General features: G+C 67.0%; 23 protein-coding genes and 1 riboswitch. Of the genes, 10 read left to right on the top strand and 13 right to left on the bottom strand.

The annotated features are described in order from the left end of the window. Positions 1–48: 48 nt before the first annotated feature. On the top strand, positions 49–1,590 hold the full coding sequence (locus tag RND64_RS04770) for an MFS transporter (protein WP_270483360.1): 1,542 nt from the start codon (positions 49–51) through the stop codon (positions 1,588–1,590). Here the strand turns inward: RND64_RS04770 and RND64_RS04775 are convergent. Then, on the bottom strand, positions 1,587–3,932 hold the full coding sequence (locus tag RND64_RS04775) for a helicase-associated domain-containing protein (RefSeq protein ID WP_270483359.1): 2,346 nt from the start codon (positions 3,930–3,932) through the stop codon (positions 1,587–1,589). The genes RND64_RS04770 and RND64_RS04775 overlap by 4 nt on opposite strands. Before the next feature lie 68 nt (positions 3,933–4,000). Between RND64_RS04775 and RND64_RS04780 the strand changes: the two genes are divergently transcribed. From RND64_RS04780 to RND64_RS04795, 4 genes are read left to right on the top strand one after another with little or no spacing between them, the layout of a single operon-like run. After that, positions 4,001–4,204 (top strand): hypothetical protein, encoded by a 204-nt coding sequence (locus RND64_RS04780; protein ID WP_053117369.1) that lies wholly within the window; start codon positions 4,001–4,003, stop codon positions 4,202–4,204. Between the two features lie 18 nt (positions 4,205–4,222). Beyond that, positions 4,223–4,756 (top strand): cyclic pyranopterin monophosphate synthase MoaC, encoded by a 534-nt coding sequence (gene moaC / locus RND64_RS04785; RefSeq protein ID WP_270483358.1) that lies wholly within the window; start codon positions 4,223–4,225, stop codon positions 4,754–4,756. Then, positions 4,753–5,250, top strand: coding sequence for a MogA/MoaB family molybdenum cofactor biosynthesis protein (locus RND64_RS04790; RefSeq protein WP_270483357.1), 498 nt, complete (start codon positions 4,753–4,755; stop codon positions 5,248–5,250). Before moaC ends, RND64_RS04790 begins: the two co-directional genes overlap by 4 nt. Beyond that, positions 5,247–5,690, top strand: coding sequence for a molybdenum cofactor biosynthesis protein MoaE (locus tag RND64_RS04795; protein ID WP_270483356.1), 444 nt, complete (start codon positions 5,247–5,249; stop codon positions 5,688–5,690). Before RND64_RS04790 ends, RND64_RS04795 begins: the two co-directional genes overlap by 4 nt. Positions 5,691–5,812: 122 nt before the next feature. Here the strand turns inward: RND64_RS04795 and RND64_RS04800 are convergent, their stop codons facing one another. The 5 genes from RND64_RS04800 to RND64_RS04820 form a co-directional block, all read right to left on the bottom strand. After that, the gene (locus tag RND64_RS04800) at positions 5,813–6,460 is read right to left on the bottom strand and encodes a transglycosylase family protein (protein WP_049697806.1); all 648 of its coding nucleotides are present in this window, start codon (positions 6,458–6,460) and stop codon (positions 5,813–5,815) included. 7 nt (positions 6,461–6,467) lie between these two features. After that, positions 6,468–6,648, bottom strand: a riboswitch (cyclic di-AMP (ydaO/yuaA leader). Positions 6,649–6,907: 259 nt separating this feature from the next. Further along, positions 6,908–7,156 carry a MoaD/ThiS family protein gene (locus tag RND64_RS04805; RefSeq protein WP_049698064.1) on the bottom strand — a complete coding sequence of 83 codons (249 nt, stop codon included), beginning with the start codon at positions 7,154–7,156 and terminating at the stop codon, positions 6,908–6,910. 8 nt (positions 7,157–7,164) lie between these two features. Continuing rightward, positions 7,165–8,253: a GTP 3',8-cyclase MoaA gene (gene moaA, locus RND64_RS04810; RefSeq protein WP_270483355.1), complete on the bottom strand. Its 1,089-nt coding sequence runs from the start codon at positions 8,251–8,253 to the stop codon at positions 7,165–7,167. Then, a complete protein-coding gene (locus RND64_RS04815) occupies positions 8,250–8,813 on the bottom strand; it encodes a flavin reductase family protein (protein ID WP_270483354.1) in 564 nt (187 codons plus the stop codon). The genes moaA and RND64_RS04815 overlap by 4 nt, the downstream gene beginning before the upstream one ends. After that, entirely contained in the window at positions 8,810–9,019 is a 210-nt protein-coding gene (locus RND64_RS04820) for a hypothetical protein (protein WP_049697809.1), read from the bottom strand. Before RND64_RS04820 ends, RND64_RS04815 begins: the two co-directional genes overlap by 4 nt. 240 nt (positions 9,020–9,259) lie before the next feature. On the opposite strand from RND64_RS04820, the gene RND64_RS04825 reads away from it, so the two are divergent. Next, positions 9,260–9,679, top strand: a complete 420-nt coding sequence (locus RND64_RS04825) for a cold-shock protein (RefSeq protein ID WP_005203493.1) — start codon at positions 9,260–9,262, stop codon at positions 9,677–9,679. Between the two features lie 9 nt (positions 9,680–9,688). Here RND64_RS04825 and RND64_RS04830 read toward each other — a convergent pair whose 3' ends face one another. Both RND64_RS04830 and RND64_RS04835 read right to left on the bottom strand, forming a co-directional pair. Then, complete coding sequence (locus RND64_RS04830) at positions 9,689–10,291, bottom strand: DUF2771 family protein (protein WP_270483351.1); 603 nt, start codon at positions 10,289–10,291, stop codon at positions 9,689–9,691. A 3-nt stretch (positions 10,292–10,294) separates the two neighbouring features. After that, on the bottom strand, positions 10,295–12,232 hold the full coding sequence (locus tag RND64_RS04835) for an MFS transporter (protein WP_414651952.1): 1,938 nt from the start codon (positions 12,230–12,232) through the stop codon (positions 10,295–10,297). A gap of 119 nt (positions 12,233–12,351) precedes the next feature. Between RND64_RS04835 and RND64_RS04840 the strand changes: the two genes are divergently transcribed. Together RND64_RS04840 and RND64_RS04845 are read left to right on the top strand one after the other, a co-directional pair. Next, positions 12,352–13,092, top strand: a complete 741-nt coding sequence (locus RND64_RS04840; protein WP_049697812.1) for a DUF3027 domain-containing protein — start codon at positions 12,352–12,354, stop codon at positions 13,090–13,092. Between the two features lie 13 nt (positions 13,093–13,105). Then, positions 13,106–15,943 (top strand): sacsin N-terminal ATP-binding-like domain-containing protein, encoded by a 2,838-nt coding sequence (locus RND64_RS04845; protein ID WP_414651954.1) that lies wholly within the window; start codon positions 13,106–13,108, stop codon positions 15,941–15,943. On the opposite strand, the gene RND64_RS04850 is transcribed toward RND64_RS04845, so the two are convergent. Then, positions 15,940–16,524: a TetR/AcrR family transcriptional regulator gene (locus RND64_RS04850; protein WP_049697814.1), complete on the bottom strand. Its 585-nt coding sequence runs from the start codon at positions 16,522–16,524 to the stop codon at positions 15,940–15,942. The two genes, RND64_RS04845 and RND64_RS04850, sit on opposite strands and share 4 nt — an antisense overlap. Positions 16,525–16,648: 124 nt before the next feature. Between RND64_RS04850 and RND64_RS04855 the strand changes: the two genes are divergently transcribed. Together RND64_RS04855 and RND64_RS04860 are read left to right on the top strand one after the other, a co-directional pair. Beyond that, entirely contained in the window at positions 16,649–17,803 is a 1,155-nt protein-coding gene (locus RND64_RS04855) for an acyl-CoA dehydrogenase family protein (protein ID WP_049697815.1), read from the top strand. A gap of 122 nt (positions 17,804–17,925) precedes the next feature. Further along, positions 17,926–18,519 (top strand): phosphatase PAP2 family protein, encoded by a 594-nt coding sequence (locus RND64_RS04860; protein ID WP_270483344.1) that lies wholly within the window; start codon positions 17,926–17,928, stop codon positions 18,517–18,519. A 179-nt stretch (positions 18,520–18,698) separates the two neighbouring features. On the opposite strand, the gene RND64_RS04865 is transcribed toward RND64_RS04860, so the two are convergent. From RND64_RS04865 to RND64_RS04880, 4 genes are read right to left on the bottom strand one after another with little or no spacing between them, the layout of a single operon-like run. Then, entirely contained in the window at positions 18,699–19,376 is a 678-nt protein-coding gene (locus RND64_RS04865) for a TetR/AcrR family transcriptional regulator (protein WP_064861411.1), read from the bottom strand. A 49-nt stretch (positions 19,377–19,425) separates the two neighbouring features. Next, positions 19,426–20,571, bottom strand: a complete 1,146-nt coding sequence (locus RND64_RS04870) for an acyl-CoA dehydrogenase family protein (protein WP_270483342.1) — start codon at positions 20,569–20,571, stop codon at positions 19,426–19,428. Between the two features lie 13 nt (positions 20,572–20,584). Continuing rightward, positions 20,585–21,805 carry an acyl-CoA dehydrogenase family protein gene (locus RND64_RS04875; protein WP_270483340.1) on the bottom strand — a complete coding sequence of 407 codons (1,221 nt, stop codon included), beginning with the start codon at positions 21,803–21,805 and terminating at the stop codon, positions 20,585–20,587. Beyond that, on the bottom strand, positions 21,802–23,517 hold the full coding sequence (locus RND64_RS04880; protein WP_270483338.1) for a class I adenylate-forming enzyme family protein: 1,716 nt from the start codon (positions 23,515–23,517) through the stop codon (positions 21,802–21,804). Before RND64_RS04880 ends, RND64_RS04875 begins: the two co-directional genes overlap by 4 nt. Positions 23,518–23,536: the final 19 nt, after the last annotated feature.

Raw genomic sequence — 23,536 nt, forward strand, 5'->3', positions numbered from 1 at the left:
TCCGGATATCTTCGGGGTACTACGACGCAAGTGGGGATCTCACTCTTCATGTCAACTTCCGAGAAGCCATCGTCTGGGTCGCCAGCTTCCGAAAAGCCGACTCTGGCCGCCGAGCCCGACCCGCGCCGGTGGAAGGCCCTGGTCTTCATCTGCATCGCGCAGTTGATGGTCGTGCTCGACGGCACGGTGGTCCAGATCGCCCTGCCCGACGCCAAGGTCGACCTCGGCATCAGCACGGCCAATCAGCAGTGGGTCATCACCGCGTATGCGCTGGCATTCGGCGGACTGCTGCTCTTCGGTGGTCGCATCGCCGACCTGTGGGGGCGTCGTCGAGCACTGATGGTCGGGTTGGTCGGATTCGCACTCGCCTCCGCGCTCGGCGGCGCCGCACTGAACCAGGGCATGCTCTTCGGTGCCCGCGCGCTGCAGGGCGCGTTCGGTGCGCTCCTGGCGCCCGCGGCGTTGTCACTGTTGACCGTGATGTTCACAGCGCCCAAAGAACGGGCAAAGGCGTTCGGCATCTTCGGCGCGATCGCCGGCGGTGGAGCAGCGGTGGGACTGCTGCTCGGCGGCCTGTTGACCCAGGTCCTCGACTGGCGCTGGACCATGTACATCAACGTGGTGTTCGCGGCGATCGCACTGTTCGGGGCGATCGTCGAGATCAAGGAGCCACCCCGCGCCACCGACCACACGCCGGGCCTCGACATCCTCGGCGTGATTCTCGGCGGCAGCGGACTCGCGCTCGTCGTGTACGGCTTCAGCCGCGCCGCCGAAGAGGGCTGGGGCGACACCGGCACCGTCATCTGCCTGATCGCGGCGGTGGTGTTGCTGGTGGCGTTCGTCGCGTGGCAGGCGCGCAGCCCGCACCCGCTGCTGCCGTTGCGCGTCGTCGCCAACCGTGCACGCGGTGGGGCATACCTCAGCGTCGCGCTCGCGGTGGTCGCGATGTTCGGTTCGTTCCTCTTCTTGACGCTGTATATGCAAGTGGTGCACCACTATTCGCCGCTGAGCGCGGGCGTGGCGTTCCTCCCGATGGTGGGCGGCATGCTCGTCGGGTCGACGCAGATCGCAGCCCGGCTCATCACGCGGGTACCGCCGAGATACCTGCTCGTGCCGGGTGCATTGCTTGCCGCGTGCGGGATGTTGCTGCTGAGTCAGATCTCGGCAGAGTCGACGCGGTACTGGACCGTGATCTTCCCGGCGCTGTTCCTGCTGGGCATGGGTATGGGCACGGTGTTCATGACGTCGATCAACCTGGCCACCTACGGCGTCGAACCGCGGGATGCCGGCGTGGCGTCGGCCATGGTCAACACCTCGCAGCAGGTCGGCGGCGCCATCGGTACCGCGCTGCTGAACACGATCGCCGCGACGGCGGCGGCGTCGTACGTGACCAGCCACATGGCGTCGGTTCGCGGACCCGCCGACGCGCAATCGCTGCAGGCGGAGGCGATGGTGCACGGGCAGAGCATCGGCTTCTACGTCGCGGCCGCGATCCTGGTTGGCGTGGCGCTGGTCGCCGGTCTGCTCATCGACGTCAAACGGCCGATAGGTGAGGCACACGGCGCCGAGACAGAGACGGCGCTGGCCTAGCTGTCCAGCAATTCGACGCTGGTGACGCGGTGCAGGGTGAAGTGCTGCTCGTCGTCTGAGCCCTCTTCGGTGCCGACGAGTTGCCCGGCACCGAGCAGCCGGGGTGTGACGACGTGTCTGCTGGCGGAGCCGTGGGCGTCGACGTAGCCGACGAGTAGACGTCGGTTCGCACGAAGCGCCAATTGGATGAGCGCAGTAGTCGATTCGCCACCGCCGACGGCGCGTACCGGTGCGGCGTCGGATTTTCCGGGAGTCGCCGGGGTTGCCCGCGTCGCCCTGTCGTGTGAGCGCATGCGGCTCACCACCGATTGCAGCTGTTCCGGGGTCGGCGTCGAGCGTCGGGGTGTCGGGCGTCGACGCCCCCGACCAGACGACACGCGACTACCGCGCTCGCGCAAGTCGACGAGCGAGCCGGATGAATCCTCGCCCGCGGGAGCAAATCCCGCGTCCCGGAGTCGGTCGATGACCGTGCGAACCTCCGACGGCGAGATGGCAACCGTCGGTGCGAGTGCGCGCAGTGCGAGGTGTTCGGCTGCGTCGCTTCGCAATACGGCGGCGAGCATCGTCGGGTCCTCGCATCGGATGAACGACGACGCGATGCCGACGCGGAGCTGCCCGTGCTTACGTGCCACGTCCTCGATCAGATAGGTCAGCGACTGCGGAACCGGCGTCGACGAATGGGCGGTGAACATCGTGAGCAGTTCGCTGCTGGTCTTGCCGGCGTCGAGAGCTCGCCGGACGCTCGCCTCCGAGACGCGATACACCGATGCGGCGCCGCCGGATTCGAGATCGGCGACCAACTCGACCTGGTCGCTGAGCTCCGGGGTCATCGGGCCGGGAACGGTGAGCGTGAGGTCGGCCTGGGTCAGGAAGTGGTCGACGGGTTCTGGCAGCGCCTTACGCATCGCGGCGAGCACCTGCGAGTCGACGGCCTCGGGGTCGGTGTCCGACAACGCGACTCGACCGATCGAGGTCAGTGACTGATGCGCGATCATTCCGAGACTCTGTGCCTCGGCAAGCGTTTCGCCGACGACGCGCGGGGAGAGTCGACGTATCCGATGCGGATGTCGCCAGGCGAGTGATGCGGTGACCGTATCGACGGAAAACGGTGTGGCACCGTCGAGTTCGGTGAGTAGGTCGAGGATGAGATGACGCTGCACGGGCGCGGTCGCGTCGTAGAGCTCCGACGAGAGCGCTGGATACGCGTTGCCCTCGCGGTCGGGCTCGCCGACCTGCCACGCGCGTCGCGGCATCGACAGCCACGCGTCGAGCAGTGTGGCCCACTGCCTTTCGGGTGCCGAGTGCAGCCAGGTATCGGCCGACGACGTCGGTGCGAACGCCTGCTCACCCCGATCTCCCGCCGGTGGCGGATCGGGAAACCCGACGTCGATGAGGCGTGCGTGGCCCAGGAGTTCGACGAGGAACGAGACGCGTTTCTGGTCCAGGCCGGTTACCTTTGCGAGCCTGCGCAATTCGCGGACACCGAGTGCACCCGAGCGCAGCACCGCGGCGGGTGCCCGTCCCAGCACGTCGAGCAGCGCCGTGGTGTGGCGGATGAGTTCGAGCGCCTCACCACCTGCGGCGGCGTCGACGGCTTTGGCGCCGAACCGCAGTGACGCGTGTTCGTCGGCGAGGCCTGGGGGCGCGAGAGTGTCTGTGTGCAGCGGAGGTTCGCCGCGGATGAGCGCTGCGACCATCGGCGGTAGTTCGACGGTCTGGTCGTCGATACGTGCGAGGAGGCCGAGCGCGATGAGCCGAGCGACCGGACTGTCCGGATCTGCACCGGGCGCCGCGTCCCGACTTCGTCCGAGCGCGGGGCCTCGCGACAGTGTCGTCAGCAGATCACGCTGGCGCTCGTCGATGCCGTCGATCAGTTTCTGCACGTCGTCGGGCGTCAGGTGGGCGAGAGGGCCGGTGAGGTGCAGCGCTTTCCACGGCAGGGCCGAGGCGAGGTGTGCGCCCGCGGTGAGTGAATCGGCGACGCCCCAGAACACCGCGCGACGTCGCAGATCCTCGATGCGTCGGGTGATCTCGGCGGACTCGGCACGGTCCGACAGCGCCTTCACGAGTGTCTCGGCGTCGACGTCGGCGGGTACCCGCGCGACGCCCGGACCGGTGGAGAGCGCGATGAACTGCTCGATCACCGCCAGCGTCAGCAGATCGAGTTCCTCACCCACGAGCGCGATCGACGCCGCGGCGAGCGCACGCTGAGCGAGCACCGAGGTGCCCTGCGGCGGCGGGGAGGCGAGGTCGGGGCGAAGCGACAGCAGATCGCGCAGGTCGTCGTCGGTGCGCGCGGCCAGATCGTCGGCCAGGCCGATCCGCTGGTCGTCCGTGCTCATTCGATCAAGTCTAGTGGTCGAACCAAAACAGCAGGCGAGTCGTCGGACAGCGGGTGGCATGGCACAATATGCCCGTGGCTGAGAAGGAAAAGAAGAACCATTACGTCGACAACGGCTGGCCTCGTCATGACGACGGCAGCGTCCCCGACCACGCGGTCTCGGAGTTCGCGGCGGAGATCCCCGGCGCACTCTCGCCGTTTGGCGACGTCGAGTTCCCGCTGCCTGCCGACAAGGTCAACTACGTCCAACCGAAGACCGTCGTCAATCGCTGACGACGTGACGTCGACCTGATGCCTCCCCGGCACGCGAGCGGCCAAGACGAGACGTCGAACACCTCTCGTCTTTCGCACCTCGACTCGACGGGTGCTGCGCGGATGGTCGACGTCGGCGACAAGACCACGACGCGACGACGCGCTGTCGCCGCAGGTACCTTTCACACGACCACAGAGGTCATCGACCTACTGCGCGATTCCGCGCTACCCAAGGGCGACGTTTTGGCCACCGCCCGCATCGCAGGGATCATGGCGGCCAAACGCACAGACGCACTCATTCCGCTGTGCCACCAGTTGGCGCTGTCGGCGGTCGACGTCGACTTCACCGTCGCCGACGATCACATCGACATCGTGGCCACCGTCGAGACAGCCGGGAAGACCGGCGTCGAGATGGAAGCGCTCACGGCGGTCGCAATCGCAGGACTGACGCTGCACGACATGACCAAGGCCGTCGATCGACGCGCCAGCACGGGGGAGATCCGACTTCTCGAGAAATCGGGCGGCCGGTCGGGAAACCTGGACTCGCGCACGAGCGACAGACGAGAAAAATGACTGACGGAAAGCCCGTGGCCCGCGTCGTCGTGGCGTCGACACGCGCTAGCCGCGGCCTCTACGTCGACCGCAGCGGCCCGATCATCGCGGAGTGGCTCACCGCCCGCGGATTCGTCGTCGACGAGGTCGACGTCGTCGCAGATGGCGCGCCGGTCGGCGACGCGATCCGCGCCGGGATCTACGCCTCCGACGCGCTCGTGATCACCACGGGCGGAACGGGTCTCACCCCCACCGACCGCACCCCGGAGGAGACGCGAGCACTGCTCGACGTCGAGATCCCCGGACTTGCCGACGCGATTCGCAGCTCGGGACTTCCGACGGTGCCCACGGCAATCCTCTCGCGCGGTGTCGCAGGCGTGGCGGGCCGCACGCTCGTCATCAACCTGCCGGGGTCGACCGGCGGAGTCCGCGACGGTCTCGAGGTACTCGACGGCGTCCTCGACCACGCGCTCGACCAGCTGCGCGGTGGCGATCACCCGCGGAGCGACGGATGACCGTGCGAGTCGTTAAGGCCGCTCTCGCCGCCGACCCCATCGACCTTCCATCTCACGAACAACTCGTCACCGACGCCGCTGCAGGCTCGGCCGGCGCGGTCGTCGGGTTCGCGGGCGCGGTGCGCAATCACGACGGAGATCACGCGTCGGCGGTGACGAAGCTGTCGTACTCGTCGCATCCGAGCGCACCCGAGGTGCTCGCCGATGTGGTCGCCGAGGTGTCGGCGTCGGTCACGGGAGTTCGCGCGGTGGCCGTGTCGCATCGCGTGGGTGACCTCGACGTCGGCGACGTGGCTTTCGTCGTCGCCGTGGCGGCCGACCATCGGGCACCCGCATTCGAGCTGTGCGCGCGCCTCGTCGACGAGGTCAAGGCCCGCCTGCCCGTGTGGAAGCACCAGGTGTTCGCCGACGGCTCCGACGAATGGGTCGGCTCGGCCTAGAGATTGGAAGTCGGCTCCGCCTAGAGATTGGAAAAGGACCCCGCACGGCCGTTATGGCGTCGTGCGGGGCCCTTCGTCTCGGGGTCCGGCGGTCAGTGCCGCCGGGACTCGGGCGAGATCGCTCAGGGGAGCGGGATCAGGCCCTTGTTCTGGTTGTAGATCTTCAGCTGGTCCGGGGTGAGCTGGTAGCCGCTGTCCTTGGCTGCCTTCCAGAGGTTCTTGACCTCGGGGCTGACGTTGGCGGCGTCGAGCGCGCCGTCGACCTGGCCCTTCACGTCATCGGTGCTCTTGGCCTCGGGAGTCTTCTCCAGCGGGGTCTGCGGCTGCGCCTCGGGCTTCACCTCAGGCTTGGGGGCCTGCAGCGGCTTGGGCGAGTCGGTGGGAGCGGTGCGCGGGGTCGAGCCCGACAGTCCGGTGCCACACACCGGCCATGCGCCCTTGCCCTGCGATGCCAGCACGCGCTCTGCAACGGCGATCTGCTGCTCCTTGGAGGCCTGATCGGCGCTCGGCGCGTATGCGGTGCCACCGTGGCCCGCCCAGGTGCTCGGGCTGAACTGCAGTCCGCCCTGGTAGCCGTTTCCGGTGTTGATGGCCCAGTTGCCGCCGGACTCGCACTGTGCGACCTGGTCCCACTCGGAGTCGGAGGCTGCGTGCGCTGAACCGGTGCCGAGCAGAGCGGCTCCGCCGCCGAGCACTGCGCCGGTGAGGGCGACCTTCGCGAAGGTCTTGGTGGTCGTGTTGGTCGTCGACTTGCGATGACGTCCGGCCATGAGTTTTCTTTCCTCTCTCCACGCGCCTACGAAGTCAGCTGTCGGGTTCGAACGAGAGGTTGCTCGGTCCGTGGTCGCCGTGGCGGCCGGTGGACTTAACCCCAAGGGCATCCGGGTCTGGATGTCCGTATCTCCGTCGGAGATGTTGGGTCCCCCGTCCTCGTTCCTGAGTTTGTTGTTCGTCATTCGATCGGGGGAACGAGGCTTGGCGCGCCCGGTCGAATGTTGTGTTCTTTTGGCTGTCCTGTGATCTCCCTGGAGGAGACTGTTCGTACAGTACGACGGATGCGCCGCTGAATCACCCTCGTCCGCAAGTTGTTTTTTGGGCTGCGCGTGGGACTTTGGACCCAATTTCGTCGTCATCGCTGCTCAACCCGACGATGGTCGGTTCGTGTCCATCCCGTTATCGGCTCGTTATGTGACTAAGGTCACAAGGCGTCGAACTCCTCAGCCGCCGGCAAATGGCGGTAGAACGTCGATCGTCTCGCAGTCGCCGAGAGGTGTCGTGCGGTCGCAGACGGCGATCGCGTCCCGCAGATATGAGCACCGGGCGAGCACGCGCGTGAGGTCGGGGTGGTCGACAACCAGGGCGCGTTCGAGGTCGCCGAGCGTAGCGTCGGCCGGCACGTCGATCTCGGTCAGATCGGTGCCCGCGGCGGCACGTGCGGCCGCGAAGAACCGAACGGTCAGCGTCATCGAGTCGCTCACCCTCCGATGGCCGACATCGGGCGGTCGGGTTGACGAAAGTCCGTGGTGTTCACCGCATGTCCCGCAGCCTTGTGCCACATGTCACCCCGCCAGCGTCGCGCGATCTCGGCGTCGAGGGCGGTTGAGCTGAGCCCACCGCGCAGCGCGGGCATCAACGACGTCTCGGCGTCGGCGAACAAGCAGTTGCGCAGGGCGCCGTCGGCGGTCAGTCGGGTGCGGTCGCAGTCGCCGCAGAATGGCCGCGTCACCGACGCGATCACCCCGACGCGGGCAGTCTGTCCCGTCGTATCGGTGTGACCCCGCACGAGCCACGTGGCCGCCGGTGCCCCGCCGCGCGGGCGGGGATCGGGGTCGAGATCGAAGGTCCGACGCAGCGTCGTGAGGATCTCGTCCGCCGTGACCATCGCGCCGCGGTCCCACCGGTGATCGGCGTCGAGCGGCATCTGTTCGATGATGCGCAGCTGGTAGCCCTCGTCGAGGCAGAACCGCAGCAGTGCCGGTAGACCCGCGAGGTCGTCACGGTTCGGCACGACCGCGTTGACCTTGACCGGCTGGAGTCCCGCGTCGCGGGCTGCGGCGAGCCCGTCGAGTACGTCCGAGAGCCGGTCACGGCGAGTGATCTGCGCGAAGCGGGCGGGGTCGATCGTGTCGAGCGAGACGTTGATGCGGTGCAGGCCGGCGTCGGCGAGTGCCTGTGCGCGGTGTCGCAGCCCCAGACCGTTGGTGGTCAGAGCGAGTTCAGGCGCTGCGGGCATGTTCGACGCCGCGGCGATCAATTCCTCGAGGTCGCGGCGCAGCAGCGGTTCGCCGCCGGTGAAGCGGATGCGTCGGATACCGAGGTCGCGCACGGCGACGGTGAGCACCCGCACGAACTCGTCGGTGGTCAACAGATCCTCGGACGGCAGCCAGTCCAGACCTTCGGCAGGCATGCAGTAGGTACAGCGCAGATTGCAGCGGTCGGTCACCGATACCCGCAGATCAGAGGCAACGCGACCGAACGTGTCGATCAATGGCCCCGACGACGGCGCGTCGTCGTCGCGTACGGAGCGCGGGGTGATCGGAAGTCCGAGGTCGATGATGCTCATGTCGGCCCGGTCGTCGTCGGTTGCAGTCGCGGGCGTGCTTCGAGCGCACGGAACGTGCTGGCGTGAAAGACGAGCGGTTCGACGTCCGGATCGCAGTCGAGCGCGTCTATCTGCAGCAACACGACGGTGTGATCGCCCGCGGGTACTTCGCTGTGAATGTGGCAGGACAGTTGCGCCGCGGAGTCGGGCAAAAACAGCGCGCCGTCGTCTGTGGCCTGCGGGGTGGTGCCGTCGAATCGATGTTCAGCTGGGCCCGCGAGTTGTCGACACAGCGCCGACTGCGTGTGCGAGAAGACGCTCACGCCGAGCGCGGGCGCCTCGCGCAGCCGCGGCCACGTCGTCGAGGTGTTCTGTACGCAGACCGAGACCAGTGGTGGGTCGAGTGAGACTGTCGTGAACGCCGACGCCGCCATGCCGAGCGGGGCGTCGGCGGTGCCGAGGCAACATACCGCGACAACTCCGGTGGGAAAGCAACTGTATGCGCGCTTGAGTGCGCCGGGCTCGGACACCGGCGACAGAGCACCGAACGCACTGCGGCTCGCGTCGCCCTGACTCGTCATTTCACGCGCCGCCCGGAGCGGAGCGCGTAGACGATGCCGAGGAGGAAACCGATCGGGGTGCACATCGCCAGCAGGTAGACCCACGTGGGAGCGGTACCGCCATCATCGACGGCAGGCATCACGAACAGCGCGATCAGCGCGACAATTCCGACGCCGAACACGATCCCCGCGAGGACGAGAAGAGCCGTGGACGATTTCTTCTGCATACCTCAACGGTAGAACACATTCGAGAGTCGCTGCTCCGGACCGAATGTGAGGTGACTGTGCAGCAGGCCATTGGCTAGAATGATAGGTAACCAGGCGCCCTGCTCATCTGATTGTCGTGGGTTGGGCGTCTTTTGCTGTGACAGGGCAACTGTTGTGAACGAGAAGCCAGGTGTTACGGCAAGACCCGCTGCGGTAGATGACCGCGGTGGTGAGACCGAGCGAAGATGAGGGTGAGCACAGTGCCGACCGGCAAGGTGAAGTGGTACGACGCGGAGAAGGGCTTCGGCTTTCTTGCTCAGGAGAGCGGGGAGGACGTCTATGTCCGCTCGTCCGCGCTGCCCGAAGGCGTCGAGGCTCTCAAGCCCGGCCAGCGCGTCGAATTCGGCATGGCTGCCGGTCGTCGTGGGCCGCAGGCACTGACCGTGACCGTGCTCGAACCCGCCCCGAGCGTCGCGAAGAACACCCGCGAGGCCGCGCGCAAGGAGCAGCAGGCCAAGCGGCACAGCCCCGACGAGTTGCACGGCATGGTCGCCGACCTCATCACCCTGCTCGAGGGCAAGGTGCAGCCCGACCTGCGCAAGGGGCGCTACCCCGATCGCAAGACGGCGCAGCGCATTTCTGAGGTCGTGCGGGCCGTCGCCCGCGAACTCGACGCCTGACCCGACCCGCTATCCGGTTGCCGACGGTTCCTCGACACGCTCGCTTGGCGCGCTCGGGTTCTGCTGCGACGGCTGCTTGACGCGAAATCCGTCCGGTGTGGTGTTCAGTGCGAGCACCCCGCGCGCAACCTGGAACTGGCCGTCGACGACGACCGCCGACAGCGGCTGCACCTCGATGTTGACGAGCACCCGATCTGGCCGTGACGGCAATTCGAGGGTGAAGGCCGATCCGCTCGTCTTGTACTCGGGCGTCGGGTCGGGGTTGATGATCACTCCGTTGCGGTCGGCGTAGAGCAGGTAGAGCAGCCACGGGTGGTCGGAAATGTTCTCCGACACCGACAGCATGGCGCTCTGCCCGATGGGCAACGGAGCGTGTTGGCCGCGCAGCGCCTGGTCCTGGTCGGCGGTGCAGTTCTGCATCAGTACGTCGCACCATTCAGTCGGCTTAACGGTGATGAGTTGGTCGTCGATTGCGACGTGCAGATATCCGCGTTCGTCGTGATGCTTGCCGACGACCAGAGCGCTCACGATGCCGCCGACCACGCCCGTGAACACCACCGCCACGATCGCGATGATCGCGACTGCCTTCTTCTCACCGCTGTTGAATTGCACGGTTCAATGATGGCCTGTGCTGTGACCGCTCGGGTGGACAGGTCCGTGTGGCGGTCTGCTCGGCTGCGGGCGGGTGGGCGCTTCCGAGGGTCTCGGGTGGGCTGTTTCGGGTCGCTCACCAGCGCGGAAAGCCCGCTCGGTCGGGTGGGTGAACCGTGTGGTGTCGGCGGCGGCGAACGAGACGGTTGGTGCCGCCTGGTCGGGACGATGGCCTCCGAAGCCGGGAACCAGCGTCGACCCGCGAGTGGTCATCACGGTCTGCGCCAATCCGAGGCCGAGGAGTACGGCGACGACGGTGAACCCGATCCACAGCTTCGGCGGAAGCAACACGCCCAGCGCGGCGCCGAATACCCAGCACAGCTGCAAGACGGTCTCCGAACGACCGAAGGCGGACGCCCGCGACCGTTCGGGAAGGTCGTCCTGGATCGAAGAATCGAGACACACCTTGCCGATCGCGCTGGTCCCGGATGCGACGAAGCCCGCGACCACCGCGAGCAGCACGTTGCCGAAGATCGCGGCGAGCACTGCGACGACGAAGCAGGCGGCGGTCGCCCACACGATCACCTTCGGTGGATTCTTCAGCTCCAGCCGAGTCCCGACCCCGTTGCCGATCGCGTTGCCGACCCCGGCTGCCGCGCCGACCGCGCCGAGCAGGGCGAGTTGCATCCACCCGCTGTGCGAGCCCTGCGACTTGGCGTAGAACGCGATGTAGAGCGTCATGAAGCCGGTGAGGATGCGGATCGTCCCGTTGCCCCAGAGGCCGGCGACGACGGTCCGGCCAAGCGGCTGGCGCATGGTCTTGGCGATCTCGCGTGCTCCGCGTCTGGCGCGAGAGGTGCGCCCCGAACCCGACCCGGCCTCGGGTTGATGCGGCTCGTGGTAGGTCAGGGTGGTCGGCACCTCGCCCTCGGTGACCTCGACCCACGACGGAATGCGCAGGCACAGGTAGGCGCCGACCACCGAGATGATCGCCAGCCACACCATCGCACCCGGGATGTGGATCGGAAGCGCTCTGGCCAGCACCACCTCGAACAGCGCGGCGACCGCACCACCGATGATCGTCCCGCCGATCAGCCCGAACGTCGTGAGTCGGGAGTTGACGCGCGGAAGGTCGATGCTCGGTGGCACCACACGTGGCGTCACCGCCGACTTCAGCACCCCGAACGATTTGGAGAGCACCAGCAAACCCAGTGCGCACGGGTAGAGCACCCATGGGTCGTACTGCAGTTGCTGCGTGGCGGGGTTCCAGGCGACGTTGCTGATGATGAGCAGCGCGAGCACGGTACGCAGGCCGAACGTCGTGGCCATCGCGATGCGTCGACCGTGTTGGAGCCGGTCGAGCATGGGCCCGATCACCGGGGCGATCAGCGCGAAGGGGGCGATCGTCAGTGCCAGATACAGCGCGACGTTCGTCTTCGACTCGCCGGTCGCGGCCGCGAAGAACAGCGTGTTGGCCAGTGCGACGGCCATCGCGGCGTCGACCGCGAAGTTGGCGATGACCGGCAGGGTCAGCGCCGTCAGCCCCGACTTGTCGGCGCCGTCGGCCGTCGCGGCCTGATAGATCTTGTCGACGCCGCGCCCGGTCAGTTCGCGTCCGCGCATCGCGGCCACGCGCATGACCGTGATCTTCTTCGGACCTTTGGCCGACGCGTCGGCCGCGGAGTCGTCGGGCATCGCGCGCGTGGCGCCGACGGTCGGCGATTCGTCGAGGGGAGGCAGGTGCGGATTGTGCGTACGGGGCGGCAGGTAGGCGTCGCCGACGGATGCGTGGGCACGACCGCGTTGCCGGCCGTCGCCCGCGGGATAGTTCGCGCTGCCCGGGTGGGCGGCTGGGCGTCGTCGGCTGTACTCGTCGATGCGCGAGGTCTCGCTCTCGGGTACTGGCGTCGTCGGGGGGTCGTCGTTCGATCGGCCCCCGGCGGCCCGCCTCCATCGGATCACCTGATCAATTGTTCCTCATCGGTGTGACTGTGTGGCGCAACCGTCGATCGTGTGGGGCGCCACAGCGCGTCGAGGTGGGCGGTTGGCCTGGCGCGGCGTCGATATTGCACACTGGAACAGTGATCGCAGTGACCGGAAACCAGCTCCTGCTCGACGCCGTCGAGTCGGCTCGCTCAGCGCTCGAAGCCGACGGGGAGCATCCGGGCGACCACCGCGCCGCCATCGCGGAGGGGGAGTGGGCCGTCGCCCACTACTTCGACTCCGACATCCCCGGCTACCAGGGGTGGCAGTGGTGTGTCGTCGTCGCGGGCTCCCCGAACAGCGACGAGGTGACGATCAGCGAGACCGCGCTCCTACCCGCCGACGGTGCGCTGCTCGCGCCCGACTGGCTGCCGTGGTCGCAGCGCGTCGAGTCGGGCGATCTGCATCCCGGCGATGTGCTCGCCGCCGAGGACGACGACCCGCGGCTGGTGCCCAACCAGATCGACACCGGCGACGAGTTCCTAGCCGATGACGACGACGTCGCGCAGGTGGCGGGCGAACTCGGACTCGGTCGACGACGCGTACTCAGCCGCGAGGGACGTGACGACGCCGCGCAACGCTGGTACGACGGCGACTTCGGTCCCGAGTCGGAAATGGCTCAGGCCGCGCCGTTCTCGTGCGGGACCTGCGGCTTCTACATTCCACTCTCCGGCGCGCTGCGGGCTGCGTTCGGCGCGTGCGCCAACGAACTCGCCGCAGACGGCCGCGTGGTGTCGGCCGAGTACGGCTGCGGCGCGCACTCCGACGTCGAGCCGCATCGGGGCGAGGGATCGCCCGCGTACGAGGCATTCGACGACGGCGTGCTCGAGATCGTCTGAGAACGGCGCGGCCCTGACGACCGACCGGCGCGACTACGACGACCCGTTCGGGACGGAGCGCCTGCGCGCAGCCACTCTTGACGCCTGGCGCTCGTCGCCGACCCGGCTGATCGAGGACAGCAACGCCGAGGACGACCTGGTCACCGTCGGCTACCGCGACCGACTGTTCACCGAGCTCGCGGTCAACGCCGCAGACGCGGCAGCCGTCTCGAATTCGCCTGCGCGCATAGCCGTCTGGCTCGACGACCGCGAACTGCACGTCGCCAACACGGGTGCTCCGCTGAGTGCAGATGGCGTGCGTTCGCTTGTGGCGCTGCGGGCGTCGGCGAAATCCGACGACACCGCCGCAGGTGTGATCGGCCGCTACGGTGTCGGTTTCACGGCCACCGCCACCGTCGCCGACCATGTCGAGATCCGCTCGACGACAGGCTCCATCCGCTACGACCGTGCCGATACCGTTGCCGCGGTGCGGGATTCGGGTATTTCGCTGCGCGACGACGCGTCGGTTCCGTTGCTGCGCCTGGCGTGGGCCGTCGACACTGCGCCCGCTGCCGGCTTCGACACCGACGTCGTGCTGGGGTTGACACCGGACGTCGACGCCGAAGCGTTGCTTTCCGACATTGCGGCGCAGGCGCCCGATCTGCTGCTCTCCCTCGAAGCTGTCGAGTCGATCACGCTGCCGGACAGAAGTTTTCGGATAGAGCGGACGGAGTTCGACGCTGCAGAGGAAGACGGCGCGCAGCTTGGCCCAGACAGTAGTGCTCGACGGCTGAGTGTGTTCGTCGACGCCGACGGTGCCGAGCGGTTGTACTCCTCCTGGCTGGAGGTGACACATACGCGCGACGGCGTTGTGAACCGTTGGCTCGCACCGCAGTCCGACGCAGCTGTGGCCGCTCGTCCGGTGCGGGGAGTGCTGTACGCGCCGACGGCCACCGACATCGAGCTCGGGCTACCCGCCAGGATCATCACATCGCTGCCACCGACCCCGGACCGACGTCGACTGCTTCCCGGCGTCGACATCGCCTCTGCCGCAGCTGGTTACGCGGAGCTGTTGCGCGTCGTCGAACCCTCCGATCGGCTCGCTCTACTACCCGCGTCGCATCGGATCGCGGGACTCGACGACGCGCGGCTCACCGAGGCCGTCGTCGACGAGGTGCGCGACGCGCCTTGGCTGCCCGCGGCCGAAGGTCCCGACCTCGTGCCGTCTCGTGCGACGCTTCTCGGCGGATTGACCGACGAATTAGCCGACGTACTCGGTGATCTGTTCGCCGACCTCGTGCACCCCGACCTCTCGACGTCCACCTCGCTTGTCGCGCTCGAACGCCTGGGGGTCACGCCGATCGGGCTTGCGGCCCTTGCCGACCGGCTCGTCGGGGTCGACCGGCCAGCCTCCTGGTGGCAGCGGCTCTACGCCGCGCTCGCGCCGCTCGTTCCGACGGCGCGCGAGGTCGAGGAGCTGGCTGCGCTGCCGGTCCCGCGTGCGGACGGTCGCATGAACATCGGCGCGCGTGGGCTCTCCGTTGTCGCGACGTCGCGGCCACTGCGGTGGATTCGCACCGTCGATCCGGACGCCGACCATCCGCTCCTCGAACGTCTTGGCGTGCAACGGCTCTCGGTGGCGGAGGCGCTTGCCGACGACGGGCTGCGCGCACTCGTCGAGGATGAGGAGGCGGTCGACGACGAGGACGCAATCGACGACGAGGACTCGACACTTCTCGATGAGATCGTCGAACTGCTCGTCGCGGACCCCGCCGCGGACGCACCGGAGTGGTTGTCGCGCATGACGTTACCCGCCGACGGCGAGTGGCGCAGCGCCGACGAACTTCTGCTGCCGAACGCCCCGCTGCTCTCCGTGCTCGTCGACGACCATCCGTTCGGCATCGTCGACGACGAGCTGGTGGCGCGTGTCGGCGTCGACGTGCTGCGCAGGATCGGCGTCGGGTGGGGTTTCACGACCGTCTCCGACGAGTTCCCGACCGCGCCGGATCACGACCTCCCCGACGAGGAGTTCTGGTGGGACGGCCTCGCCGATCTTCCCGAAACCCTCACCGCGGTGCGCGATCTCGATCTCGTCGACGACGAGCGCTGGCCCGAGGCCCTGACGCTCCTCGCTCGCGACGAGTCGCTCGAATCGGTGCTGGCCGACCGCCAGGGCTACACGGCGTGGTGGTTGCGTCATCACGCGGAGATCGACGGGCACGCGCTCGGCTGGTACCGCGCACCGTCGGAGTCGGCGCTGGCAGGAGTCCGCGACGTCCTCGACCATCCGTACGCCGACTCGCTCGCCGCGGCGCTCGGCGGCAGCGACGTCGAATCGGTCGCCGATGCCGACACCCTGCTGCACAATCTCGCCGATCCGGCGCGCGAAGTATCGGCCGGCGCGGCGTCGACGACCTACGCCGCGATCGTGCGTGCGTGCCGACACGGGATCGTCGAACCGATGGATCTCGCTGTGCCCGAACGTGTTCGCGCGGTGTCGGGCAGAGCGGTCACCGACGCGATGGTGATCGATCGCCCGTGGCACGTGCAGGTCGTCGACGCCGACGCGATGGTGGTGTTCGCGAGCGCTAACGCAGACGACGCCGCTCTGCTCGCCGACATTCTCGACGTTCCGACCTCGTCGGAGGTCCTCAGCGCCGTCGTCGCTTCGGAGGGAGAGCCGTCGACCGCTGCAGACACCGACGCGGTGCTCTTCACCGCGCTCAGCGGGCGCGCAGTGGACGGCGAAGTCAGAGTCCACGACGACCTGGTTGTCACCGTGGCCCGCGACGGTGAGAGCGTCGACGTGTCCCTCGACTGGTGGGTCGACGACCGGGGCATCACTCACCTTCGACGCCGCACGCGGCGCTAACCTCGGTCGACGTCGATCCCGCGCATGAGTATGGACGCGAGCTGCCGGTAGGCCTGCGCGTCGTCGAGGCCGGTGTGTGCTTCGACGTCTCGTCGTTGGATGCGACTCATCATCGTCGCCGCGAGGTCGCCCGCGAAAGCGGCGTCGACGTCACGGAATTCGCCCGCGGCCACGCCTGCGGCGATCAGTTCGCGCACGCGTGCGGCGGCTGCTGCGGTGTTCTGCTCGTAGAGCTCGCGCGTCGGTGCGAAGGCGTGCAGGTCTGCCATGAACTGCGCGGACGCCGGCGAGAGCGCGTCGCCCACCGCGATCAGATACTCGACGACGGCGTCGCGCGACGTCGCGGCGTCGGCAACTCGCGACTCGACCTGTTCGGTCGCCGTGCGGAAGAAATGGGTGACCGTCTTGGTGACGAGCTGTTCCTTGCTGCCGGCCAGGGTGTAGAGCGTCGAGCGTGAACAGTGCAGGCGCGCTGCGAGGTCGGCGATCTGGAGGTGTGCGAAGCCGTCGGCGAGCATCAGCGCGAGCAGGCCGTCGAACAACTCGGTTCGACGCCGCGTCGCGAGCTCGGCTCGGGTCATCGGTCACCTCCTGGGCTGTGGCGGGAGCATTGCATTCTCGCTCGAATAGTACTAGGAAGAGTACCTGAGTACTATTAGCTGTAGGCACTGTTCGCAGTCCAGATCACGCACCATCGGAGGATTCATGCCCGTCGACCGTCTCCTGCCCACCGACGAGGCCCGTGATCTGATCGCGCTGACCAGGGACTTCGCCGACAAGAAGTTCCTACCCATCGTCGACGAGTACGAGAAGGCCGAGCGGTATCCAGACGGCCTGTTCGCCGAGATGGGCGAGGCAGGACTCCTCGGTCTGCCCTATCCCGAGGAGTGGGGAGGCGGCGGCCAACCCTACGAGGTGTACCTGCAGGTGCTCGAAGAACTCGGCGCGCGCTGGGCGTCGGTTGCCGTCGCGACCAGCGTGCACGGCCTCGCCTGCCACCCGTTGTTCACCTTCGGCACCGACGAGCAGAAGCAGCAGTGGCTCCCGGATCTGTTGGAGGGCAAGCTGATCGGCGCGTACAGCCTGTCGGAGCCGCAAGCCGGATCCGACGCCGCTGCACTCACCTGCAAAGCCGCGTCCGCCGAGGGCGGATACTCCGTCACCGGCGCCAAGGCGTGGATCACCCACGGCGGCATCGCTGATGTCTACAACCTGTTCGCGCGGACGGGCGAAGGCTCCAAGGGCATATCGTGCTTCCTCGTTCCCCGCGACACCGCAGGCCTCTCGTTCGGAAAACCCGAAGAGAAGATGGGCCTTGCCGCGGTGCCCACCACCTCGGCGCACTACGACGACGCCTTCATCGAGGAGGGACGTCGACTCGGCGCCGAGGGCCAGGGACTCCAGATCGCTTTCTCTGCACTGGATTCCGGCCGACTCGGCATCGCGGCCGTCGCCACCGGCCTCGCACAGGCTGCACTCGACGCCGCCGTCGACTACGCACACGAACGAACCACGTTCGGCCGCAAGATCATCGACCATCAGGGCATCGGCTTCCTACTCGCCGACATGGCCGCCGCCGTCGACTCCGCCCGCGCAACCTACCTCGACGCCGCGCGTCGTCGCGATGCGGGACAACAGTATTCGCGCGCCGCTGCCACCGCCAAGCTGATCGCCACCGACGCCGCCATGAAGGTCACCACCGACGCCGTCCAGGTGCTCGGCGGCTACGGCTACACCCGCGACTTCCGCGTCGAGCGGTTCATGCGCGAAGCCAAGATCACCCAGATCTTCGAGGGCACCAACCAGATCCAGCGCCTCGTCATCAGCCGCGCCCTCGCCGCCACGCAGCCCACTGCGTGAGGCGTCCGGCCCACCTCTAAATGTGTGTCCTACGTAAAGATGTGTGCGCTGCAGCACCCACTTCCTTCAACACGACACACATTCACCGCTGATCGACGGGCATCGTCGGTAGTGTGGCGAGAATGATCGTGCAGATCACCGACGTCGACCAGCACATCACCACGTGGGTGGTCGACCACCGAACCGCGCCACTGACGGGCCTCGCGCACGTCGTCACGGTGTTCGGCAACACGATCACCCTCTGGATCGTCGCGACACTCGTCGTGATCGCACTCGCCGCCCGCAAGCACGTGACCGAGGCCGTCTACGTCGGGTTGGGTTCACTCCTCGGAGCGTCGTTGATGGTGATCCTCAAACATCTCGTCAGGCGTGAGAGGCCCCCGCGCGACGACCGGCTCCTCCACATCGAGAGCTACTCGTTTCCCTCGGGCCACTCGATGATGACGATGGTCGTCTACGGACTCATCGCCATCGCGGCGTACCGGGTGATTCCGTGGGTGCGCGCGCATCCCTGGACGCTGGTGCTCGCGCCGGTGATATCGATCCTCGTCGGCCTGACCCGCATCTACCTCGGCGTCCACTGGACCACCGATGTCCTCGCCGGCTGGCTGTTCGGCGCAGTGTGGGTAGGGCTGTGCACCTGGGTGCTCTCGCTCTGGCTGTCCTCGCGCGGCCGATCCGACCGCCCCGTGGCCAAGCCATCGGACTCCGCCTAGTCGGTCTCGACAAGCTCGACCAGCGAGGAGGGGCGGCCGGCCCCACCGCTGGTCGAGCCCTCTCCGCTGGTCGAGCTTGTCGAGACCACCCCACCGCCGGTCGAGACCACCCAACCGCCGCTCGAGCCCTCCCCGCCGGTCGAGCCCCAACCGCTGGTCGAGCTTGTCGAGACCACCCCCTACAGCGCGGCCAGGTACCCGCCGAGCCGATCTCCGACGACCAGCGCCGGCAGCGCGAACCGCAGCTGTGCCGTCGCGTACTCGTCGATCGTCAGCGCGGGCGCGAAATGCCAGTGCTTGAGCGCCCACCCGTGCGCGAGCATCATCAGATCGAACACCGCGAGGTCGACGTCGACGTCCGCCTTCATCGACCCGTTCTCGATTGCTGCGGTGATCGCGTCGCGCATCGGCGCCGACGTCTCCACCTCGAGCTGCTTGATCTGGTCCCGACCCTCGGCGTCGAGCGTCCGGCTCTCCCGATACGTCAGCACGACGGCGTCCCGATTCTCGTCGACGATCCGCGCATACTGCCGGAAACCGGCGATGAGTTGTTCGACGGGGTCGTCGCCCGCGAGGTCCATCGCTGGTTGCAACTGATCGCGGAACTTCTCCAGGATGTCGACGATCGCGGCGAGGAGGATGTCCTCTTTCGACCCGAAGTACTTGTAGAACAATCCGACGCTGACCTGCGCCTCGTCGGCGAGCGCCTGCATCGACATCTGGTGAAACCCGGTGCGCTCCATGACGGCGACGGCGGCGTCGAGCAACTGTCGTCGACGTGACGAGACCCGGACCGCGCGCACCGCATCTTCGACGGCCAGATCCGACGTCGAGCGTGCGGTTGCGGATTTCGCCACGAGTACCTCCTGCATCGAACGGTGAATCACCGTTCATCACTGTAGCTGCTCAGATCCCCAGATCTTTGGCGACGATGGTCTTCATGATCTCCGACGTCCCGCCGTAGATGGTCTGGATGCGCGCGTCGACGAATGCTCGTGCCACCGGATACTCCCGCATGTAGCCGTAGCCGCCATGCAGTTGCAGGCACCGGTCGGCGGTCCGGACCTGTAGTTCGGTTGCCCACCACTTCAGCCGCGCCGCCCGTGCAGCGCTCAGTTCTCCCCGGACGTGTTCTGCGATGCAGTCGTCGAGGAACGTCCGTGCGATGTCGAGTTCGGTTGCGAGCTCGGCCAAGACGAACTGGGTGTTCTGGAACGACGCGATCGGCGAACCGAACGCCGTGCGCTCCTTCACGTACTCCAGGGTGCGGGCGAAAACACCCTCGGCGGCAGCGATGGCGCCCACGGACAGCGAGAGCCGTTCCTGCGGAAGGTTTCTCACCAGTTGGTAGAAGCCCTCGCCCTCCTCTCCCAGTCGATTCGCGACCGGCACCCGCATATCGTGAAAGGAGAGCTCGCTGGTGTCCTGTGCGTGCAGCCCGATCTTGTCGAGATTGCGGCCACGCTCGAAACCCGTTATGGCAGCGTCGACGACGAGCAGGGTGAGTCCCTTGTGCTTGTCCGCACTCGTCCTCGTCGCGACGACGAACAGGTCGCCGTTGCGGCCGTTGGAGATGAACGTCTTCGATCCGTTGACCACGTAGTGATCGCCGTCGCGCACCGCCGACGTGGTGATGCCGGAGAGGTCGCTGCCCGCCCCCGGCTCCGTCATCGCGATGCCGAGCACTGTCTCCCCGCTGACGACGCCTGGTAGCCAGCGCGCCTTCTGCTCGTCGGTGGTCAGCTCGGTGAGGTAGGGGAGTACGACGTCATTCTGCAGTGAGAACGCGATCGCTTCGGCGGCCGCGCCGGTACGCGCGATCTCGTCGATCAGGATTGCGTTGTACCGGAAGTCGTCGACGCCTGGCCCGCCGAATTGCTCGTCGACCTCGAATCCGATCAGCCCGTTCTTGCCCGCCTCGGTGAACAGGCTGCGGTCCCATTGGCCTGCGACTTCCCAGCTCTCGTGCGAGGGAGTGATCTGCTCGGCGACGAATCGTGCTGCGGTGTCGCGGAATTGCTTGTGCTCGATGTCGTAGGTGAGTGCGCTCATGAGGAGTCTCCGTTCAGCGGAAGGCGTTCTGGCCGGTGAAGGCCTGGCCGAGGACGAGTTGGTGCATCTCGGGGGTGCCCTCATACGTGAGCACCGATTCGAGGTTCACCATGTGACGGATCACCGGATACTCCAGAGAGATGCCGTTGCCGCCCAATATGGTTCGCGCGGTGCGGCAGATCTCGATGGCCTCGCGGGTGTTGTTGAGTTTGCCGAAGCTGACCTGGTCGGGACGCAGCCCGACCGAATCCTTCAGACGTCCGAGGTGATACGCCAGCAACTGGCCCTTCTGTAGTTCGACGGCCATGTCGGCGAGCTTCGCCTGTGTCAGTTGGAATCCGGCGATCGGCTTGCCGAATTGTGTTCGCTGCGTGGCATACTCGAGCGCTGCCGCCCACGCCGTGCGGGCCGCACCGATTGATCCCCAGATGATTCCGTACCTGGCCTCGGTGAGGCTCGAGAGCGGGCCCTTGATTCCCTTTCCCTTGTGCAGGTCGTCGTTTCCGGGCATCAACGCATCCGCCGGTAGCCGCACGTTGTCCATGACGATCTCACCGGTGGTCGACGCCCGCAGCGACGCCTTGTGCTTGATCTCCGGCGTCGAAACACCCGGTGTGTCGGTGGGCACGATGAAGCCACGCACACCCACGCCGCCGTCGGGGAGGTCGGTCTGCGCCCAGACGACGGCCACGTCGGCGATGGGGGCGTTGGTGATCCACATCTTGCGGCCGTCGAGTATCCAGTCGTCACCGTCACGCCTGGCGCGTGTCTTCATCGACGCGGGGTCTGATCCGGCGTCGGGCTCGGTGAGGCCGAAACACCCTACGGTGGTGCCCTCGGCCATCGACGGCAGCCATTGCGTCTTCTGTTCTTCGTTGCCATTGTTGTAGATCGAGAACATCGCGAGCGAACCCTGCACCGAGACCATCGACCGGATACCCGAGTCGCAGGCCTCGAGTTCGAGGCTTGCCAGCCCGTAATGTACCGACGACGCTCCGCCGCAGCCGTATCCGTCGAGATGCATGCCGAGAACGCCGAGCTGACCGAACTGCTTGAACAGCTCGCGCGCGATCGGGATTCCGCCCTCCTCGAACCAGTCGGCGATGTACGGGGTCACGGCCTCGGCGAGAAATCCGCGGACCGAATCGCGTACGGCCAGTTCGTCGTCGGAGTATCCGAGATCGAGGTTGAGGGGGTCGAGTGCGGAAAACTTCGTGCTGGCGGTGGTGCTCATCGGGCGGCTCCGTTGGTGGTCGACGTTGTGAGGGTTGCGGGGGCATCGAATTCGCCTGCCGTCATCTCGGCGGCAGCGGATGTTGTTGCCCGGTAATGGAGTTTCTTGCCGGTCGCGGAAACAGGTAGCGACTCGACGATGCGATAGGCGCGTGGACGTTTGAACTGCGAGAGCATCGGATGCTCACGGCAGAAGTCGTCGAGTTCTTCCGGGGACGGGTGGGCACCCTCGACAGGCACGATGTAGGCGACGACGACTTGACCCCACCGATCGTCGGGAACCCCGACGACGAGCGAATCCGCGACTGCGGGATGGCCGTTGAGTGCCTCCTCAACCTGTACCGGGTGCACGTTCTCGCCGCCGGAGATGAGCATGTCGTCCTTACGTCCGACGATCGTGACGAACTCGTCGACGTCCCAGGTGGCGAGATCGCCGATGTGCAGCCAGCTACCGTTGTACTTCGCCTTCTCCTGCTGAGGCGAATCAAAGTACGCTGCAGCACATTTCGGTGAGCGGATGATCACTTCACCGACCTCGTCGCCGTCTCGTGCGACGACGTCGTCCGGGTCGGCCAGCCGTCCGTCGTCGCGGACGTGGACCACACGCACGTCGTCGTCGAGGCAGGCACGCCCCGCGGTTCCGGCGTGCGCCGGCAGGTCCGTGGGCCGCAGGAAGGTGTTCCAGAAGCCTTCGGTGCTGCCGTATCCGTTGAAGATCCTGGGGGTGAGTACCCGCTGATAGAGCAGTGCTGCGTCGCGTTCGAGGGGAGCGCCCATGGTGACGATGCCGTTCAGGCTGGATAGGTCGCGCGGACGACGTTGCTGCTCGGCAGCGAGCATCGCGAGGTTGGTCGGCGCACCGATGAGGAATGTCAGTCCGTAGCGCTCGACCCAGTCGAGTGTCGTCGCCGCGTCGAACACACGCATCGGTACCAGTGACGATCCGAGGTAGAACGTGGGATTGGGTCCGGCGCAATAGAGTCCGCCGCGGTGGAACCACGGAGTCATGTTCAGCGTGCGATCCTCCGGCGAGAGCGGGAAGTGCATGATCACGTCGTGCGCCGAGAAGATCTCGATCGCGCTGTTCATCGGCACCGCTTTGGGCATGCCGGTGGTGCCGGAGGTGTAGAGCCGGGTGGTCTCGTCGAACACGCCGCGGGTTGTCCGCGGTGCAGGAGCGTCGGCCGGCAGGTCGGTGAATCGGATCGACCGCGGGCCGTCGACGAGAGTGCCTGTGCCCACGCCGATCAGGACCTCTGGGGTGTGCTCCGCGCGCTCGATTGCCGTCGACACCATGTCGGTGAGCTCGGTGTCGTAGATGTAGACCGACGGCCTGCTCACGTCGAGGATGACCGCCGTCTCGCCTGCGGCCAACCGGAAGTTCATCGGTGATCCGACGGCGCCTACTGCCTGGGTGGCGAGGTAGAGCTGCGCGAACTCGGGACCGTTGAACAACTGATATCCGACGACGTCGCCGTCGCCGACACCGTGGGCCGCGAGGCCTGCGGCCAACGAGTCCACGGCGGCGCCGAGCTCTGCGTACGTCCACTCGGTATCGGTGGTCGGGTCGATCATCGCGGTGGTGTGTGCGTATCGGGAAACGTTGCGGCGGAAGCCGTTCAGATACGTGAACTCGTGCTCGAAGAACGAGCGATACTGTGCTGCGTCGTAGACGTACGGTGTTGCGGCGTCGTGACTGTCGAGGGTGCTCATGATGATCTCCAGTGACCTC

Origin of the sequence: Gordonia sp. w5E2 (assembly GCF_036540975.1) — a bacterium.
GTDB lineage: Bacteria > Actinomycetota > Actinomycetes > Mycobacteriales > Mycobacteriaceae > Gordonia > Gordonia jacobaea.